Below are 19207 nucleotides of genomic sequence, written 5' to 3' on the forward strand. Positions count from 1 at the left end.
ATGGGTGCAGAAGCAACAATTGAGATTGAACAAGGGAAGGTCTGGCCATCCCTATCAGATATGATCTCTCAATCGAAAGATTGGCCTAATGAAGTTGGTCCTAAAGGTTGGGGAGGTGACAAGGATAAAGAGCTATTATTGGCATCCTTTTATGCACAGTGGGACCAATACCTCCACCCAACAACTGGGGTCTTTATAGCTTTTGGCTTTATTCCCGAGATGCTATCAAAAGGTATCTATAGTTTTAGTTATGCGATTGAGAAAGCATACCTCAACATGTTTAAGTTGTTCGGGATGTTTGATTATATTAGTCAATCCGATAGCTTTGTTGGTCAAGTTTATAAGTGGCTTCAAATCGTTGGGATTTCTTTATTTGTTTTGGTAACGCTCATTCGTCTGATAATGGCAATGGCAGGAGCACCTTTCAGGTACAGAGAATTCTTCAATCACATTATTTTGGTAACTTTTTCTGTAACTGCACTTCCGGTATTCGCTTCAAAATTTGGTAGTGCTATAGCGAAGGATACCGTAGGACTAGCCTATTATGACATAACTGGTAGTAGTCAGAGTGTTTCACTTTCTGTAACCCCATTTCGGGGTAATACGGTTGACCTCGAAATGCTGTATGCAATGGATTTTGATACAGATAAGTTAGGCTATAATGAAGATACTCATTTTATAGCGGGTGATAAAAACTGGAATACCATTTCAGATGGTAATATTTGGTTCACCAATTTTACTGAAACCTATGGCCCAACCAATAAAGCCATGTTGCAGTATTATTCTGGACGTGAAGGACGAGTATCGTCGCTACCTAAGATGTTAGGAATACGAGAAGACGGTTCGGTTGATTGGTGGCAACAGGTTAAAAATAGTGCTGCGATGTCTAACCCAGTAACAGCCCTTCTTCAAATCAGTAAATTGTTCTTTACTGGTTGGAAAGAGCAAAAAGACTTGAAGGAGGACCAGGCAAATTCACCTTATAATGGTTTCTCTGATGTAATGAGATCCACGCTCAACACCATTCGTTATGCAGATGGTAAGATAGCTTATGCACGAGTCACTACGTCAAAATCAGGTTATTTCCTTGGCTTTGATAATACAGCCTTTTTGCCGACTTACGCTCGCTATAAGGTTGACTGGATAGCACTGATAACCCAGCAAATTATTCTTTTGCTTCTTCTTGTCGGATTGCTAGTAACGACGGTACGAGTAATTTTCAAAACGCTTATAACAGTGATTATTTCACCCCTCGTTTCTTACGCAGCAGTGGGAAATAGTATGAGAATCTTGGAAGTTTGGCAGGAAGTTATGACAGGAATTGCTGCCATCTGGTTCCAACTACTATTCGTTAAAGTAGCTCAATGGTTCTTAATTACTTATAGTGAAGTGAAACTCAATCTAGGTTCTGGAGCATCTGATGTTGCTAAGAAAACTCTAGGTGGAAGTTTCTATGATGGACTAGATCCATTCCAACATGCCATTGCGACGATTGCGGTTTACCTTGGTGTTTATCTTGCGGTTTCTCAAGGTTCAAAAGTTTTGGAACGCTGGATAGGTATTGATACTAACCTTTCAAGTGGAACTAAGGCTGGAGTTGCTACAATGGCTGTTGGTGCGATGGCTGCTAATAAAATGGGTGGCGGTGCTAGAAACTTCGCTGTTGGTAGGTATAATCCAACTACTGGCAGACGAAATCAAAGTGGGTTTAACCGTCTCAGAAATAGTGTTAGTAGTGGAACCAAAGTTGGTGTAAAGGGACTTAAGACTGCTGGAAGTACAGTAGGTTCGACTGCTAACAATATCAGACGAGGTGCCTTAACTGCTGCTGGTGCTACTGCTGGTACAGTCGCTGGTACTTGGAAAGCAATGGCTGATAGGAGAGCTCATGGTCTTAAGTATAGAGAGATTGTTGGTCAGTCAATGAGTGCTGCTGGACGTAATGTGTCTAAAGGAGTCAGAGAGACTGTTAAATCTGGTAAAGAAGTTGTTGGCAATGAATTCAGGAATGCTAGTCAAACAGTTAAGAGAGACTTCTCAAGTAGTTTCGGAGCAGGTTATACAAATACTAGAGATAATGTTAGAGACAAAATCTTAAATAGTACTGGTGGAGCTGGAAGAATTACTCCAAAGGGTGATACTTCAAGCATTACTCCTCCGACTCAAAGCTTACCAAAGAAGAATAGGTTAGACAGCGACAGTCGATTCCAGAAATTTGATGCTGGAGAAGATGGAGAATTGTGATAACTAGTTTACAAAAAAAGCAAATCGAACTGTGTACTGACCCCAAAAGTTAGATAATTTATTTAAGCAAAGGATTTAGTTCTGCATTGCATAGGGCTAAGTCCTTTTCTACCATTTGTCAAGTATATCAAGGTATTCTAGTTTTACCTTGGAAAAATCTCTAAAGAAAACTCTGTTACCAACCCTTGGATAATTATCGTTTTTCTTCTTGCTCTTTTTCTTCCTCCAATCGGAGTTCTTTCAACTTTTTTAGAATAGCCTTCTTAGCTTTCATGTACTCCTTTTCTGATTAAGATCGCTTAAAGCTTTCCAAAGATAATCTATTTGCACTTTATCTTCATAAGTCAATTTCATAATAAAAACACCCCCAAAATTAGATTTTTTCTGTCTAATTTGGAGGTGTCGTTCAAAAAAAAGTTTTTAGAGTGTTTTTTGTTTAAGTGGAAAAAATACTTTTCCGATCATATGTTATTTTGAGGTTGAGTTTTAGGTATTAGAGTTATATATTCTGATGATTTTCCTGATGAAGTAAATGGAGTAGAGAGTGGTTTGTGAATAATTCGGAGGCTTTCAAAATTCTTTCGATATTTCACTAAAAATTTTGAAATACCACGATTATAGCTGATAGTATCATAGCTACACCACCGATATATGCAATCCATTTTTCAGAATGTTTTCCAAGTGCACTTCCAATATTCGATGCAAAATAACTATATAAATAATCGTTGATTAAACCAACAAATAGATATGTCAAACCTAATATTGTAGTTTGTAATAAAAATGGAGAGTTGTGGTTAATGAATTGAGGTAAAAATGAAGCAAAGAAAATAATGTTTTTAGGATTTAAAAATATCAGTAAAAATGCATTTTTAAAGACTTCTCCCTTTTCAGGAGGTGTCATTTTCTCAGTTTTATCTTTTACCTTATTAGCACCAAGAAGACTTTTGATTCCTAAATAGATAAGATAAGCGATTCCAAGTAAACGTAAGATTGCGTACAAGGTTTCCGAAGCTTTAAGTATAGCTCCAATCCCAATAAAGGAAAGGATTAGACAAACAAGTCCTCCCCAGAAACTTCCCCAAACTATTTCATAGGCTGTTTTTTTTCCATGAGTCATACTAGTTGTTATAAGATAAGTTACTGTTGGTCCAGGAGGGGAAATAAGTAGAATGCAAGCGATGGTGTATGATATCCATGTAGATAATGACATATTATTTTTCCTTTACAACTCTATATTTTATATCATCCTCATTTAAGTTTAGCAATGGGACTGGAAGCTTGGTATGTACAAACTGACTAGGGGTTAATGCTGGCGTCATATTAGATAAAAAACTTAAGAGGTTATTTTTGCTATTAGATGCGTAGACTGTATAAAAATTTCCAGAATTCCAATTTATGACAGCATATTTAAAAAAGTTAGCCAAAATGTTTTTAAATGTATCTATTGTTACAAGACAGTTATTCATATCTGTTAACACATTCTCTTTTTTCAGTCGAATGGCTTTTTGTGAGAAAAATCTATTCTTAAAAAGAGAGTCTTTAATATGTTCTCTTTTTAGAAATTCAGTAATATCTTTATTGGAAAATTTCTCAATAAAACCAATTATACCATCATTTTTAAGTTTTTCTTTTGTAAATTTTATTTGTTTAGCTCTATCTGGACTGTACATCTGAAATGTCGTATCTTCTATTATGACATCAAAACCATTGAAATTAGGAAATAATTCTCTGATATTTGAGTTGTTTATTTTATTGTAAGGAGATAAGATAAATTTGGAATGTAGTGGTTTACCATATCTAAAAAAATTATCCTGATTAGCTTTTGTTGGACTACAAGATAAAGTTTTTATCTTTCCATTACTTAAATTTCCAATTGTTCTAGCCATTGTTCCCTCAGCAGCTCCAAGAACATACAAATATTGCGTCCCCTCTCTTTTTTCTAAGTAATCTTTTAATGCCGAGCCAACGCGACATTCTTCCTCTAATATAAAGGGGATACTTGAGTAGAAATGTTTGTCAAATTGTCCTTGTAATTTTCTATGATTTAAATAAAAGAATAACATTTTTTCGTCATTTTTAAATAAGTTTATATCACCTAGATAAGTATTGTCTGGTTTTCCCAATTCGCCTAACGCAGTCTTTTCAAAAAAATCTGCAAGTGCCCCTATTCTAGGGGTGTTGGTAATATTATCTTCAATATCTTTCATAAATTTTCTCCCATATGTTATAATTATACACAAAAAATAGTGAAGTACAATCAAAAAGATGAAATTTTTAGAAGGTTACAAAATCTACATAGAATTTGAAAAAATTGATCGTAAAATGCGTAATAATCCTCTTAATATTAAATAAACGAGCTTCGGTAGAAATGAACTGCACCCCAAAAGTTAGACAGAAAAAATCTAACTTTTGGAGTGTTTTTATTATGAAATTAACTTATGAAGATAAAGTTGGGATTACTTTGGCATGTTTAAATAACAAAAAATTGGTAAAAATGATCGTAGGGAAGAACTGTTATTTTATCCAAATATCCACAATATTATTGGATTTTGAGAGAATTAAGTGTGAATATAAAAAAGACAAATATCAAAAACGATGTTTGTCTTCATTCTGAAATAATGACAGAGTCATTATTATTGTGGTCTTGCAGACAGCTAGGATTGCATCCTCTTTTTCCAAAAATATTTGGAAAAATTCACCTCTCTCTAGGCAAAACGTAAGTTATTTTTCTAAATCAAAAAAGAAACACAAAAAGAAATTGAGAGAATCTTGCCTTTATATCTATTTTTAAGTTATTGTGATGATTAGCTTAACGAGGATATACAACGACTTTAATTTTTGACAAAGATTTGTACACATTTTTATCTATTTCTACATAAGAATCATGAAAGTTAAAATTGTTTTCATTTCAAAATTGAAATAGTGAATACTGGGTGGTATACTATTACAAATAATAAAAATTATAATAGTTTCAAGTAATAGGGAGCTAGCGATGTTTGAACAATACTTCGGTCATCGGTTAAGAGAGTTGAGATTAGCACAAGGACTAACTAAAGAAAAATTTTGTGAAGGGGATGAGGTTTTATCAATACGGCAATTGACACGTATAGAAACAGGGAAGTCTCAACCTAAATTAGAGACCTTAGAGCACTTGGCAAGACGTCTGAATATATCTTTATCGGAATTGCTTGGAGAGAGAGCTGTAGGCTCAAAGCTGCCGTTAGAATACCTCAATCTCAAATATCAATTGATGCATGCGACTAGTCTAGATAAGCCAAATAATCTAATGAAACTAGACGAAAAGCTGGGTAAAATTATTGATAGCTATTATGATGATTTGCCAGCTGATGAACAGAGGGTTGTTGATATCTTACAGTCAAAACTTTACTCTTATACTTCAAAGACACATCAAAAATTTGGCATGAGCATATTGGAGAAGAGTTTACCATCATTATGTGAGAAAAGGGTATACACTATCAATGATCTACTACTTATAGAACTATATCAAATCTCGTTAGGAGATGGTGATAGTATGAGGTCAGATGGGTTTAGTGAAGGGACTTTTTATACTATTTGTAGAAATCTAATAAATAGTTATGATAATATTCCCACGGAGTATCTATTTTTACTTAGGGATGCCTTATTAATGGTTCCAATAGTTGAATATGAACGAAAAAAGTTTCATTTATCGGAGATAGCATTCAATCAACTGCATCACATTATGGAGGAAACTCAAGATTATCAGAAAAAACCAATATTGAGAATGCTAGAGGGACAGTATCTATATGTTGTAAAGAATGATATTTTTGAGGCTAAAAAGGCCTATCAAGAAGGGATAATCTTGGCTAGATTGTTAGGAGATACCTCTTTAGCTGACATTATATCAGAGAAAATGAGAGATGCTATGAAAGAATAGAGCAGGACATACGTGTCCTGTTCTTTTTTTCTAATATGCAGTATATTATATTCATAAAGCGAATTGAAGAATAGAAATTTGAGTGCATTATTTTCTTTGGGGATTTTAGGAATTTACACTTGTCATAAAATTTATTTAAAATACACAAAGGAGATTTATTATGAAATACTCAAATAACAAACTAGCCCGCTATTCAATTCGAAAATATTCTATTGGTGTAGCATCTGTTCTAATAGGATTTTTCTTTATGGGAGTATCAGTATCTGCTGATCAAGTGACAGAAGCGAACGCTGTCGCTCCATCAAGTCTTGTAACAGAAAAATCAGATGCTACAGTGGCTTCTACAAATACAGAAATTGGAAAATCTACAGAAGTAGTACAAGCTAATACTCCAGAAGTTCCTTTAGGAAGCCCAAATGAAACGAGGGATGAAGTAAAACCTGATACAATCAAAAAATCTGAGTTAAGTATTTCCGAGTTAGACACAAGTAATAAAGTCTCAGAAAACAGTACTACACCTATGTTAGAGACAAAGGATGAAAAAGAGACACTCAAAGTGGTAGCTGAGGATAAACAAGCTGATACAATTGAACAAGTAGATCCTACTAACCCAGAAGGCAAAAAAACAGTTGGGTATGCTGCTGCGAATATTGATAAGCCAGAGACCTCCATTGTTAATGATGTGACACGGATTCGAGCTACCAAAAAAGATGGTAAGTACATTCATTCAACAAATGTTAATAATGTTTCATCTGGAGATGTTGTCTTGTTTTCAGCAGGTGGTGGTTCAATTGCACGTGGTGATGACTACCCTCAAAGATTCAAGAATGGTAGAATTTGGGTAGATGCAGATGATTGGGGACAATATGTTAGGGAATGTACATCATTTGTAGCTTATCGCCTAAGTACAGTAAATGGATTTACAATTCCTTATGCTTATGGTGACGCAGGAAAATGGGGATATCGAGCACGTAGTGAAGGTTACAGGGTAGATAATACTCCAGCATTGGGTTCAGTGGCTTGGTATGATAATCAATATCAACATGTTGCATGGGTATCTAATGTCATGGGGGATTACATTGAATTAGAAGAGTATAACTGGCATGATGATCATATTTATCATAGACAGGTAGTTAATAAAAATACTGTAACAGGATTTATTCACTTTAAGGATATTAATAGAGTGGTGGACGATTCTTCAAATCACCCATCACCTTCAGTAGACCAAGAAGTTCCAGAAAGTGGTGTCTATTATTTCAAAGGACGTGCTAGTATAAAATCAGAACCTAAAATGTCAAGCCCAGAACTTGCGTACTATGACGCAGGTCAAAGTGTAAACTATGATCGTAAATTGATTGCAGATGGTCATGAGTGGATTTCTTATCTATCTTACGCTGGAAATCGTCGTTATATCCCTATTCGTGAAATTGTAAATGTGACTAGTAGTCCAACGGGTACTATAAGAATTGTAAATAATGATTCTGAGACAGGAACATTTGATATTATCGTTTCCAATGTTTCAGACGTTAACGGAGTTCAAAAAGTATCGCTCCCAACATGGTCTGAAATTGATGGACAAGATGATATTATTTGGTACACTGCTACTCGTCAATCTGATGGAACATATCGTCAACATGTAAACGTAAGTGATCATAAAAATTCAACAGGAGTTTATAATGTTCACTTGTATTATGTTGAAAATAGCGGTAAACTTGTTGGTGTTGGTGGGACTACTGTTAATGTGCAAAAGAATCAGGATACCTATACTATCCCATCAAGTGGTGTTTATCGTTTCACACAACGAGTCAGTATAAAGTCAGAACCTAGTATGTCAAGCCCTGAATTAGCTTATTATGACGCTGGTAATACGGTTAATTATGATAGAGTATTGACTAATGAGGGACACACTTGGATTTCTTATCTCAGTTATAGTGGAAATCGCCGTTATATTGCTATTAATTAAGGAGAATTATTATGAAGCCTACTACAAAACGTTTCACAACTTTAACCGCACTCGCTTTAACTTCCGTTCTATTACTTGGTGCATGTGGTAATAACAAGAAGGAAGCCACATTAACATCGAGCTCTAGTAAGGTTAGTCAGAAAGTGAAATCGACAAAACCATCCTCAAAAGAAAAAGCGAAGAAGTCTGAGAAAAAGACAAAATCTTCTAGTTCAGAAGAAGTCTCAAAAGAAACCTCTGGAGAAAAGGCTTCACAACCATCAGCCGGAAATGTTGCTGAATCTGCTCAACAAGAAGTTGCCCCAACAAATCCTAATGAAGAAACAGCTGGAGTAAATCAAGGAACTCCTACAGAACAACCAGCTGCTTCAGCGGAACAAACACCAGCTACCACAGTAGTTGATGCTACGGCAATGGCTAATGGTGATTTCTCTAGTGTTGCTGGTACCTATCAAAATGACTTAGGAGATACAATTACAGTATCCCCATCCGGTAGTGTAACTCGTGTTGGCGCTGAAAGTGGTTATAGTGATACAAGTAGTCAGCTCTTTAATGGTTTTGCTCAAGATGGCGGTTATGTAGCAGGTTTTGCTCATAATGATGGACCAACCAGTGACCCAATTTTCTTTGATAGTAACGGACAGATTCGTTTTGGTTCTGATGCGATATATGGTCGGATGCATGTTTACAATAAAGTAGATTGATGGTATTGTCCCTCAGTACTTAAGAAAAGGAAATCACAAGTAGTAGAAGGAGCACACTTTAAAAATGTCTCAAAAAGAACATGGAGAAGTGAGAAGTACTAGTGGCACCTTAAAGGGTACCTATCACTATTTGAATTCTCCCAGTCCTCATTTGTTTCCGTTTGTCTTTATTAGTAATGTAACAGATAACTTTCAGATGTTTCGCGTGTGTAAGAATGGTAAGCCAATTGCCTTTCCATTACTTCTACCAAATCAATATAAAATTGTTTACATTAAGGATTTTCAAAATGTTAGCTCCTGTGATGAGATTACAGTGACTGAACATTTAGAGGAATACATCTATGATGAATCAGACTTAGACTAGAATGATATCTATAGTCAATTTAACTCAGAATAAATTGATTAATCTGTTCAGATTTGCTTAATGTGTCAAGAAATTAGATGTTTGAAAAGTCCTTAGATATATCTAAGGACTTTTCTTCATTATAATAGGTAATAGTTATCGAAAAAATTATCGATCAATTTTCTACAAAATAAAGTTTAGTAATATTAATGAAATACTTGTAAAATATTTTTAAAAGAAGTATACTATAGGCGTAAAAACGGTTCCATTATTTTATGAAACAGCCTAGAAAGTGAGAGTGATCAAAATGAGAAAGGCATATGTTTTTAAGGAACGTCAACGTTACTCAATTCGTAAATATTCTTTTGGAGCTGCATCAGTCTTGATTGGTGCGAGCTTGATGCTTGGTGGGCATGCTTTGGCTCAGGAACAAGCCAATAGCACAGGTTCTATCACGGACTATGAAGTTACTGTAAATAATTCTGAAGCACCCCAAATTGACCAAGCAACTTCAGAAGCTGTTACCGAGGTTCTCAATGAACCAGCTTCAAGATCTGAAGCGCCAAGACCTAAGCTTGCCAGCAGTGAAGTTGCTTCCTCTGAAGCTAGTAGTGTAGTGGTCAGCGAGGCTGCTTCTTTGGAAGTACCAGCAGAGGTTGCTCAATCTGCATCTGCTGTCGCTTCTGTTGCGAGCTCAGAGGTGGCTAGTCCACGTTATGAAGTGTCATCAGTAGCTAGCTCTGAAGTAGTTAGTGAGATTAACCGTTCAGCAACTTCAGAAGTAGCAGAAGCTAGAGTTACTGACCGTGAAGCTGTCGATACTAGTCTTCGTACTGTCTTAACTAATGCTAGTCAGCCAGGTGTAGATGGTCCTGTGACTGCTGATGGTTCTCTTGATATCCCATCAAACGGTACCTATTATTTCCGTCGCACAACTGAAATTCGTACAGCTCCAGTCATGGATATCAAACCTACATTTGTCTTTAGTGCAGGCGACCATGTTATCTATGATAAGGTCTTGAAGAGAGACAATCATCAATGGATTTCTTATATTGGTTATGACTATGAACGCTACTACGCTGATATCGCAGCATTGAAGGCTGAAAATACTAGTAGCAACACTGAAGCGACTAGAGATGAAACCATCCCTGAACGTGGTACTTATTACTTCACTAAACCTGCAGATGTGAAGAACCAACCTAGCTTGACTGCCAAGACTGAGTTCAATTTTGATCCAGGCATGTCAGTCAACTACGATAGATCTTTGCTTGCGGACAACCACCGTTGGATTTCTTACACTTCGTACAGTGGTACTCGTCGTTATGTCGACCTAGGTGCTGTTGCAGAGGCTGTAGCTAAACCAAGAGGCGATATCGCTATTGAAAGTCATGACAATGGTGACTTTAGTGTAGTTATCAGTAATGTTTCAGACCAAAACGGTGTCCTCGGGGTATCTGTTCCAATCTGGTCTGAAAAGAATGGTCAAGACGACATCATCTGGTACAATGCGACTCGTCTTAACAATGGTAACTACAAGGTTAACGTCAGTCTAACTGACCATAAGAATGAACGTGGTCTCTACAATGTTCATCTTTACTATGTTGAAACTAATGGTAAATTAGTTGGTGTTGGTGGCACAACTTACACAGTTCCTGCCAAGGTCGAAGAAACTCACACAACTACTAGTTATAGCCTTCCTGACTCAGGAACTTATACTTTCAAAGAACGCTCTAGCATTAAGGCAGAACCTCGTGTAGCAAGTCCAGAGTTGGCTTACTATGATGCTGGCATGTCAGTCAACTACGATAAGCTTGTCAGTGGTGATGGTTATGAATGGCTTTCTTACCTCAGCTACAATGGCAACCGCCGTTATGTAGCCGTGGCTAAACTTGCTCAACAAGAAAGCAAACCAAGCGGTACTATCAATATTGAAAATCTCTCTAACCTTGGTTTTGATGTTCATATCACTAATGTTTCTGGTGGTGACAAGGCTATCCAAGGCGTAAGTGTTCCAGTTTGGACATCCAAAGACGGCCAAGACGACCTTGTATGGCACCAAGCTAGCAGACAAAGTGATGGTAGCTACAAGGTTCGTATCAATGTTAGTGACCATAAGGCTGAAGCAGGCGAATACATTGTCCATCTCTACTATGTTCAAGATGGTAAGATGGTAGGTATAGGAGGCACTAGCACAACTGTTCCAGTTCAAAATGCAACTCGCCACAACCTTCCAGCTTCAGGTTCATATACCTTTACTGCTCGTACTGGCATTAAGGCAGAACCTCGTGTGGCAAGCCCAGAGTTGGCCTACTACGATGCTGGTATGTCAGTCAACTATGACAAGATTGTCAGTGGTGATGGTTATGAATGGCTTTCTTACCTCAGCTACAATGGCAACCGACGTTATGTAGCCGTGGCTAAACTTGCTCAACAAGAAAGCAAACCAAGCGGTACTATCAATATTGAAAACCTCTCTAACCTCGGTTTTGACGTTCATATCACTAATGTTTCTGGTGGAGACAAGGCTATTCAAGGCGTAAGTGTTCCAGTTTGGACAGCTAAAGACGGCCAAGACGACCTTGTATGGCACCAAGCTAGCAGACAAAGTGATGGTAGCTACAAGGTTCGTATCAATGTTAGTGACCATAAGGCTGAAGCAGGTGAATACATTGTCCATCTCTACTATGTCCAAGATGGTAAAATGGTAGGTATCGGAGGCACTAGTACAACTGTTCCAGTTCAAAATGCAACTCGCCACAATCTTCCAGCTTCAGGTTCATATACCTTTACCGCTCGTACTGGCATCAAGGCTCAACCTTTGGTAGCCAACCCAGATGTTAGCTACTACGATGCTGGCATGTCAGTCAACTATGACAAGGTTGTCAATAATGATGGCTATACATGGCTTTCTTATCTCAGCTATTCAGGACATCGTTTCTATGTGGCTATCGCACCAACGAGTGTGACTAAACCTGTAGAACAACCTGTTCAACCAAGTACACCATCATCTGGTACCTATACTTTCAAAGAACGCTCTAGCATTAAAGCAGAACCAAGTGTAGCGAGTCCAGAGTTGGCTTACTATGATGCTGGTATGTCCGTTAACTATGACAGATTGGTGACTGCAGATGGTCACACATGGCTCTCTTATGTTAGCCATGGAGGCAACCGTCGTTACATTGCTATTGATGGTAAGGCAACAGCAGTTGCTCAACCAGCAAGTCCAAGCCTAGCTGCGACTGGTACTTATACCTTTACCAAACCTAGCTCTATCAAGGCTCAACCAAGTATTGCTAGTCCAGAGTTAGCCTACTATGATAAAGGCATGTCCGTTCGCTATGACAAAGTCCTTACAGCTGATGGCCACACCTGGTTGTCTTATGTAACCTATAGCGGTGCAAGACGCTATGTGGACATTGCTTAAGAGTTGTAACATCACTCTCTTTTGAGGGTGGTGTTTTTTGGTAGAAAAGAGCCAAAAAAACAAACATCAAAAGAATGTTTGTCTTTACTTTAGCCCTACATGAGAAAGGGTGGCCCTGACTAATAAACACCAGCAGGGATATATTACGTATGTTCGTATAGAATTAGTTTAAGAGGTAAGACAGTACTGAAAGGTAGTACAGTAACTCATAATTTAATCAGTATTCTGATAAATAATTCTTTTAACTTTTCTAAGTCTTCATGGACTGTCCCGTCCATATAGAGATTATAAACTTCATCGTCTTGTTCCACTCGTATCTGTGCAGAGTAACCTTTTGATAGAGCTAAAGCACGAATAACCTCTCGTTGAGTTCGTCCATTACCCTCTCGAAAGGGATGAAAATAATTAAGATTATCAAGAATTTCTATTAAATGCATAATGATTTCATCTTTGGAGTTGGCAGTTTGATGATAGGAATGAATCAGATGATTCATATGAGTTTCAGCTGTATTAAATGACTGTATTGGCATAAAAGGATTACCGCTTTTAGAGATATTTACTTTGCGATATTGTCCAGCCCAAGCGTAAACATCTTGAAATAAATAATTGTGGATGGCTAGAATATCGCTCATGGAATAGACCTGAATGGGCTCTAAACGCAAGTCTGCAAGCCTTCTAGTAACGAATAAGTGTTCATTTCGGTAAGCTTCTTCGATATTTGTAATATTTTGTTTATTGACTAAGACTGTAGAATCTGGATAGGTATATTGGTTATTAGGGTCAATGTACTTATATCCTTCATATTGATTCTTAACCAATGTTCAATTCCTTTCGTCTGTTAGTGACATAAGTTTTTAAATCAATTACATCCTGAACAGTAGGCTCATAATTTTCAATCATTGAAGATCCGATAGCATACCAAACGGTATCAAAATCTGAATAATTATCAAAAGAAATTCCTAAAATTGTTAATTCTTCTTCATTTACATCAAGAGTCATGGCATACCTCCTTGTATATCAATATCATTGTACCATAAACCCTTTATATTTACATGAAAGATGGAGATAGTTATGATTGATTGAACTGTTTATAGGCTATTTTCATCATAAAAAACACCCTCAAAAATTAATTTTTTCTGTCTAACTTTTGAGGTACAGTTCAATCTGTTTGAGTTTTTACACATAATTATTGATAGCATCAAAACAAGGCTTGCATAACCTTGGGAATATTTGACAGCACCTTCATTAATTCCAGTCAGTAGTTACATTCTAAAACATTGTACTTGTTTAATTGGAACTGAGAGAAATTTGGTATCGTAAAAACGCTCACTAATTAAATAGTAGAGTCCTCTTATATACAAGATATGTGCCTTCTTGGATAGTTATCTGAAAGTATGATGATAAAGTGGTTGGTCATAAATTATTGATGATTCATGTGACAATCAGAAAAATCCATTAGATTCATGACATTATAACTTTACCAATATTATGATAGAAATTTGATAACGGTATTGAGAAATATTTAATTGAAAATTCTAAAAATAAGGTATTAAAAAAGTAATTATGGTACAATATAAAAGAAAATCGTTTTATCTTTTATATCGAATTTTTGCTGTTACTCACTAATTTGTGTGTTACTTATAGTATTATAGGAGTAATGATGAATAAGATTTTAGCCATTGATGATGACGAAGAAATTCTAAAACTTATAAAGACAGCTTTAGAGATTGAGAATTATCAAGTCACAACTTTACAAGAAATACAAGTACCAATAGTTTTTGATAAATTTAAGGGGTATGATTTAATTCTATTAGATATTCTGATGCCTAATATAAATGGAATAGAATTTTGTTATAAAATTCGTGAAGAGGTATGCTCTCCAATTATTTTTGTTAGTGCCTTATCTCATGACGATGAAATTATCCAAGCTTTAACCGTAGGAGGAGATGATTTTATTGTTAAACCGTTTAGTTTGAAACAATTTATAGCTAAGGTTAATTCTCATTTGAAGAGAGAAGAAAGAGCAAGGTTAAAGATTGAAAGAGATAAAAGGAGCTTTCCTCCTCTAGAAATTTATCTAGAGGAACGTATGCTATACATCGATAAGATCCCTTTAACTTTAACTTCTAGGGAATATGATATTTTGGAATTATTATCTCGTTATCCCCATAAAGTATTTACAAAAGAAGAGATATATGAACAGGTCTATGACGAGGAGGCGTCAGCATTATTTCACTCCATTTCAGAGTATATTTATCAAATTAGAATGAAATTTGCAAGCTTTGGAATTAATCCAATAAAAACAGTACGTGGGATTGGTTATAAGTGGGATGTCTAAAAAATATTCAATAAAAAAAAGAGTCTGGTTAGTAGTTTTTGAAGTTTGTGCTGGTTTTTTTATTACAATTCTAATAATCTATATAATTTCATTTTCTTTCTTAAGGCTAAATATAGTGACGTCCCATAATATTGGAGAGGAATATCATTTTGAAGATAAAAAAACAATAAAACAACTGACAAACTATGCGGAATCTTTGGGACTAGATTATGTTATTTTAGATAATAAGGTAAATAAAATCATTAAGGGGAAATACATACCTAAAGAATTTTCTTTATTCAGAAAAGTTGTAGAAGAAAAAGATAACTTAATTTTGGACACAGTGCATTATGACTTCTATAACAATGTTGATTATAGTATTGTTATTAGATATAATGAGATGCCAGAATTTTCTAATCCTAAGTTTAGGGATGTTCCATATAATATGTTGACTTTTTATTTTCTAGGGTTAGGAATAATAACTAGTATTGTGGTTGCTTCAACAAGGTTTGTGAAAGAAATTTCTTCGAATTTTAAAGAAATAAAGAAAATAGCAAATAAAATGGGGATAGAAAGATTATCTAAACAAGAAAACTTTTCTAAAATAACGGAATTTGATGATATCCTGGCAACCCTATATACAAAGGGAGATGGTTTGAAAAATTTGATTGATCGAGAAAAATTAGAGAAACAAGATTTATCATTTCAAATATCTGCTCTCTCTCATGATATAAAGACACCTTTAACTGTTTTAAAAGGGAACCTTGAGTTATTAGAATTAACGTCCTTAACAACTAGTCAACAAAGTTATGTTCTTTCAATGGATAATAGTATTTCTGTTTTTGAGAGCTATTTCGACTCATTGATTTCCTATACTCGGATGCTTTCAGAAGATAGAGGAGCAAAGTTGATAGTTGTTGAAGAACTGCTAAGTGAGTTACATTTTGAGGTTGATGATCTTTTGAATATAAACGATGTTGAATTTTCTATTGGGAATCACCTTGTAAGCAGTTCTTTTTATGGAGAAGAAGAAAATTTGATACGGGCAATATCTAATCTTCTAGTTAATGCAATTAGATTTACACCCTCTTCAAATAAGAAAATAGAGGTCATATTATCTGAATCGGAAACTCTCATTTATTTTGAAGTATGGAACAATGGTCCCCAGTTTAATGATTGTACTTTGAAAAATGGCACTAAATTGTTTTACACAGAAGATAATAGTAGAGGAAATAAGCATTACGGAATTGGATTAGCTTTTGTTAATGGTGTTGCTATTAAGCATGGAGGGCACCTTCAGTTGGTAAACCCAGCAAGAGGGGGAGCAAGTGCAATTTTATCCATTAAGAAGAAATAGATATAATTTAAAGCATTTGGACAGAAATTGTAAGAAATTTTCTGTCCAAATGCTTTTTTTCTGAACAGATTCTGAACTTAAGATGAAATAATAACATCGTAAATATATCGGACATATAAATAAGAGAGGAAATATAAGATGAAAAATACAATCAAAGATTTCGACCTAGATTTAAAGACAACTAAAAATAACTCTGATGAATCACTTGGTCATGCAGAAAACTGTAAAGCTAACATTAGCTGAATTTGAAACTCCAGAAATATATGATGATATTACACGTATACAAAATCAAATATCCTATAAACCATTTCAAATATATAAATCTATTATTTCTGTACTTTCTTCATTAGTATCATTTATTTCTTCCTTTATCATTTTGTTGAATTGGAAAACATCAATTTTTCCACTCTTGATTATTCTTCCGGTAATTTCAATTTATATATACTTAAAAATAGGTAAAAACGAATTTGAAATGTTATATAAGCGGAGTAGTGATGAAAGGGCAAATTGGTACATAAGCCATATTTTAACACATGATTTTGCTGTTAAGGAATTAAGGTTAGGCATATTAGAAAACTATTTTTTAAAAAAATTTGACAAAAATAATCAACTATTTATTACTCAGGAAAATAGCATAAATAAATCTAAAATGGGAAATGGTATTTTATTGGGAATATTGGAGATTATGATAGAGTCAATAATAATGTTTCTTGCAGTTAGAGAGGCGTTTTTAGGAATAATTTTAATTGGAAATGTAACAACCTTTATTAGATCTTTGTCAACAATGCAAACGAGTACCAAAAATATAGTGAACAATATTTATTCCTTCTATAATGGATCACTGTACATGGAGTTACTATATGATTTCACTCATAGTGAGACTGAATACAATAATCTAAAAGAAAAAGTAGTTAACGATATTAAGTCTATCGAGTTTGAAAATGTTTCTTTTTCATATGATGGTAAGGAAAATGTGATAAATAACATAAGTTTTTCAATTAAATCAGGAGAAAAAATAGCAATTGTTGGTGAAAATGGTTCAGGGAAGAGTACTATTTTTAAATTAGTCTGCGGACTTTATGATAATTATGAAGGAAACATTTATATAAACGGTAATAATATTCGTTCAATACAGAAAAAATCATATTATAAGAGGATATCAGCTTTATTCCAGGATTTCTTGAAATACGAGTTAACACTTCGAGAAAATATTGGTTTAGGTGATTTATCAAAACTGTATAATGATGAGGCTTTAATAAACACATTAAAGCGTACGGGAATTGATTCAATATTTTATGAGAAAGAAGGAAAAACTAATCAGTTAGACTTAGAACAGCAACTAGGAAATTGGTTCGAGGACGGGAGACAGTTATCTGGTGGGCAGTGGCAAAAAATTGCATTGTCAAGAGTTTATCTTAAAGAAGCTGATTGTTATTTTTTAGATGAGCCTAGTTCAGCTTTAGATCCAAAATCTGAAGCAAAAATTTTTAAAACTTTTTTTGAATTGTCACAAAATAAGATTGGCATTTTCATTACACATAAGCCAAGTATTACTCAATTTGTAGATAAAATTCTATACTTGGAGAATGGCAATATAGTCGAGACAGGAAGTTTCAATGATTTAAATTTTAAAGGTAAGAAATTCAAAAACTTGTTAGATAAGGAGATTGGAATTGTATATGACACCTCAAATTGAACAAATTTTAGATTATGTTGCTGATAGATTTACGAACTATGAGCAAATAGTAGCAGAAAGTACAAATGAGACGCTAATTAGCATAGAATCTAAATACAAAAATACTTTTTTTGAAAAATCTTTAAGTCACGGAATTCCATCATTAATTTTAATGTATAGCTCGCTATATAAAGTAACTAGACAAGATAAGTATATGGATCTGTCTAACAGCTATATCAGTAAATTAGTTGAAATAATCTCCAAAGACGGAATAGAATCTCCCTCTCTCTATGCGGGGACTGCTGGTATCTCATTGGCAATTAGGGAAGCTAGTATATCAGGGAAATATTATACCAAGCTATTGGACTCTTTACATCGCCTATTGAAAGAACAAATTCAAGAAAAGTTGATTATAAGTTTATCAAATATAGATAAAGGGATTATTGATCCATTTGACTATGATATGGTTAACGGTTTTAGTGGAATAGCTAATTATTTAATGCTTGAGAGAGAATATTTTTTTGAAGAGTTGAAACAAATAGGAATGTATCTTTTGAAGTATATTGAGACAATTTTTAGTAAAGTGAAAAATTGTTCTATAGATTCAAAAATTGAATTTGATTTAGGTATTGCTCATGGAATAGTTGGTCCAATGTTAATATTGGCGAAGTTAAAATCAGAAAGAATCTTAGAAGATAATGATGAGATATTGAACAAGGCTATCAAGCTAGTATTTTTATATAGAAGAGAAGATAAACTATGGCCTGGTAAAATATATTCTGATAATATTTTGAATCGTGATTTTAAAAATCTCCCTACTAGGATGGCTTGGTGCTACGGTACTCCTGGTACATCACTTGCCTTATTTAAAATATGTCAATTGATGGATTTAAACTATACTGATAGTATTATAGAGAGTTTGATTGCTCAGATAACTAGTCCAGAAAAAAATATTTATTCACTGACAATGTGTCATGGATTATCAGGTGTTTCCTTTATATACGATTTGATTGGTAGAAGCAATTCAAATGTGAGATTAGTGAATTTTGCAGAGTGTTTACGCCAGGAAATAATAATACAATTCTCAGGTCAGAAAATATTTGGATATACTGATAGAGAAAAATTAGGAGAAGTAGAAATTGAATTTGAATCAGTTGGTATATTACAGGGGGTATCGGGAATTGTCTTATTTTTATTAAATCCTTATAGCGATGAGAAACTCTTGTGGGATAGAATGTTTATTTAATTAAGAGAGGAGAACAAG

At 34.7% G+C, this 19207-nt stretch carries 14 protein-coding genes and 2 pseudogenes; 11 read left to right on the forward strand and 5 right to left on the reverse strand.

The annotated features are described in order from the left end of the window. Window positions 1-2244, forward strand: coding sequence for a hypothetical protein (locus A6J31_RS00790; RefSeq protein ID WP_080610239.1), 2244 nt, complete (start codon window positions 1-3; stop codon window positions 2242-2244). A 155-nt stretch (window positions 2245-2399) separates the two neighbouring features. Here A6J31_RS00790 and A6J31_RS11655 read toward each other — a convergent pair. The 3 genes and pseudogenes from A6J31_RS11655 to A6J31_RS11465 form a co-directional block, all read right to left on the reverse strand. Next, window positions 2400-2533: pseudogene (locus A6J31_RS11655) on the reverse strand (IS3 family transposase); the annotation flags it as partial. Window positions 2534-2836: 303 nt separating this feature from the next. Beyond that, window positions 2837-3454: a LysE family translocator gene (locus A6J31_RS00800; protein WP_049554275.1), complete on the reverse strand. Its 618-nt coding sequence runs from the start codon at window positions 3452-3454 to the stop codon at window positions 2837-2839. A gap of 1 nt (window position 3455) precedes the next feature. Next, window positions 3456-4451 (reverse strand): hypothetical protein, encoded by a 996-nt coding sequence (locus A6J31_RS11465; RefSeq protein ID WP_192573918.1) that lies wholly within the window; start codon window positions 4449-4451, stop codon window positions 3456-3458. A 221-nt stretch (window positions 4452-4672) separates the two neighbouring features. Here A6J31_RS11465 and A6J31_RS11660 point away from each other — a divergent pair. The 6 genes and pseudogenes from A6J31_RS11660 to A6J31_RS00835 form a co-directional block, all read left to right on the forward strand. Beyond that, window positions 4673-4964: pseudogene (locus A6J31_RS11660) on the forward strand (hypothetical protein); the annotation flags it as partial. 272 nt (window positions 4965-5236) lie between these two features. Next, entirely contained in the window at window positions 5237-6160 is a 924-nt protein-coding gene (locus tag A6J31_RS00815) for a helix-turn-helix domain-containing protein (RefSeq protein ID WP_080610240.1), read from the forward strand. Between the two features lie 160 nt (window positions 6161-6320). Continuing rightward, a complete protein-coding gene (locus A6J31_RS00820) occupies window positions 6321-8123 on the forward strand; it encodes an SH3 domain-containing protein (RefSeq protein WP_080610241.1) in 1803 nt (600 codons plus the stop codon). 11 nt (window positions 8124-8134) lie between these two features. Beyond that, window positions 8135-8827, forward strand: a complete 693-nt coding sequence (locus tag A6J31_RS00825) for a DUF6287 domain-containing protein (protein WP_080610242.1) — start codon at window positions 8135-8137, stop codon at window positions 8825-8827. A gap of 64 nt (window positions 8828-8891) precedes the next feature. Beyond that, a complete protein-coding gene (locus tag A6J31_RS00830) occupies window positions 8892-9191 on the forward strand; it encodes a hypothetical protein (protein ID WP_080610243.1) in 300 nt (99 codons plus the stop codon). A 286-nt stretch (window positions 9192-9477) separates the two neighbouring features. Further along, complete coding sequence (locus A6J31_RS00835; RefSeq protein ID WP_080610244.1) at window positions 9478-12594, forward strand: SH3 domain-containing protein; 3117 nt, start codon at window positions 9478-9480, stop codon at window positions 12592-12594. Between the two features lie 206 nt (window positions 12595-12800). On the opposite strand, the gene A6J31_RS00840 is transcribed toward A6J31_RS00835, so the two are convergent. Then, a complete protein-coding gene (locus A6J31_RS00840) occupies window positions 12801-13412 on the reverse strand; it encodes a Fic/DOC family protein (RefSeq protein WP_080610245.1) in 612 nt (203 codons plus the stop codon). Continuing rightward, window positions 13405-13593: a hypothetical protein gene (locus A6J31_RS00845; RefSeq protein WP_011227223.1), complete on the reverse strand. Its 189-nt coding sequence runs from the start codon at window positions 13591-13593 to the stop codon at window positions 13405-13407. The genes A6J31_RS00840 and A6J31_RS00845 overlap by 8 nt, the downstream gene beginning before the upstream one ends. A gap of 661 nt (window positions 13594-14254) precedes the next feature. Between A6J31_RS00845 and A6J31_RS00850 the strand changes: the two genes are divergently transcribed. The 4 genes from A6J31_RS00850 to A6J31_RS00865 all read left to right on the forward strand — a co-directional run bounded on the left by A6J31_RS00850 (window position 14255) and on the right by A6J31_RS00865 (window position 19189). Next, window positions 14255-14932 (forward strand): response regulator transcription factor, encoded by a 678-nt coding sequence (locus A6J31_RS00850; protein WP_037601586.1) that lies wholly within the window; start codon window positions 14255-14257, stop codon window positions 14930-14932. Next, entirely contained in the window at window positions 14925-16268 is a 1344-nt protein-coding gene (locus tag A6J31_RS00855; RefSeq protein WP_080610246.1) for a sensor histidine kinase, read from the forward strand. Before A6J31_RS00850 ends, A6J31_RS00855 begins: the two co-directional genes overlap by 8 nt. A gap of 211 nt (window positions 16269-16479) precedes the next feature. After that, window positions 16480-17964 carry an ABC transporter ATP-binding protein gene (locus A6J31_RS00860; protein WP_225791530.1) on the forward strand — a complete coding sequence of 495 codons (1485 nt, stop codon included), beginning with the start codon at window positions 16480-16482 and terminating at the stop codon, window positions 17962-17964. Then, entirely contained in the window at window positions 17948-19189 is a 1242-nt protein-coding gene (locus A6J31_RS00865; RefSeq protein WP_080610248.1) for a lanthionine synthetase C family protein, read from the forward strand. Before A6J31_RS00860 ends, A6J31_RS00865 begins: the two co-directional genes overlap by 17 nt. Window positions 19190-19207: the final 18 nt, after the last annotated feature.

Source organism: Streptococcus sp. FDAARGOS_192, assembly GCF_002073815.2.
GTDB classification, from domain to species: domain Bacteria; phylum Bacillota; class Bacilli; order Lactobacillales; family Streptococcaceae; genus Streptococcus; species Streptococcus salivarius_H.